The following is a 951-nucleotide window of genomic DNA, read 5'->3' on the forward strand; positions in this document are numbered from 1 at the left end:
CCTGCGGGCCACCCTGCTCGACCGGGCCACCGAGGACGGTGCCGTCTACGGCTCCAAGGCCGTCGGCGAGCCGCCGCTGATGCTGGCCTTCTCGGTGCGCGAGGCGCTGCGGGACGCCGTGGCCGCGTTCGGCGGCTCGGCTGGAGTGCCCGTCGAGCTGGCGTCGCCGGCCACCCCCGAGGCGGTCTACTGGGCGATCGAGAAGGCGCGGGCGGACTGACATGGACTGGCTGCGAGCGTTGCAGGAGTGCCGCGAGCGGCGTACGCCGTGCGTGCTGGTGACCGTGACCGAGGTGCGCGGCCATGCGCCGCGCGATGCCGGCGCGAAGCTGGTGGTCACGGCTGAGCAGACGTGGGGGAGCGTCGGGGGCGGCAACCTCGAGGAGGCGGCCGTACGCCGTGCCCGGGGACTGCTGCGCGGGCTCCGGGCCACGGGCGCGGCCTCCCCTGTCACCGAGCGGCACACGCTCTCGGACAAGGTGCCGGTCGAGCACGGGGTGCAGTGCTGCGGCGGCGAGGTGACGCTGCTGCTCGAGCCGGTCGCCGTCCGGCCGTCGGTCGCGGTGTTCGGGCTGGGGCACGTGGGCTACGAGATCGGCCTGCTGCTGAGCCGGCACGAGCTCGAGGTCCACCTGGTCGACTCCCGCGCCGACGAGCTCGCGGACGCGCGGATCGCGCCGCTGCGCGCCGGCCCCGCCGACATCCGGGTGCACCAGGTCCCGGTGCTGCCCGAGCTGGTGGTCGCCGAGCTGCCGCCCGGCACCCACGTCCTCGTGCTCACCCACGACCACGCCGAGGACCTCGCGATCCTCGACGCGCTGCTGCGGTCGGACGTGCCAGCGACGATCGGTCTCATCGGTTCGGCGGCCAAGTGGACCCGGTTCCGCGGCAAGCTCGCCGACCTCGGGCACCCGCCGGAGGCCCTCGGTCGGGTCCGCACACCGATCGGCG

Annotated in this window: 2 protein-coding genes; both read left to right on the top strand. The window is 75.2% G+C overall.

Annotated features, from left to right (window positions below; translation table 11 throughout):
- Window positions 1-220: hypothetical protein (locus H0488_RS23395; protein WP_183101554.1), on the top strand; the 220-nt coding region annotated here is incomplete at its 5' end.
- 1 nt (window position 221) lies between these two features.
- Window positions 222-951 (top strand): xanthine dehydrogenase accessory protein XdhC (xdhC, locus tag H0488_RS23400; protein WP_183101555.1); only part of this gene is annotated, 730 nt, incomplete at its 3' end.

Origin of the sequence: Nocardioides pelophilus, assembly GCF_014180685.1 — a bacterium.
GTDB classification, from domain to species: domain Bacteria; phylum Actinomycetota; class Actinomycetes; order Propionibacteriales; family Nocardioidaceae; genus Nocardioides; species Nocardioides pelophilus.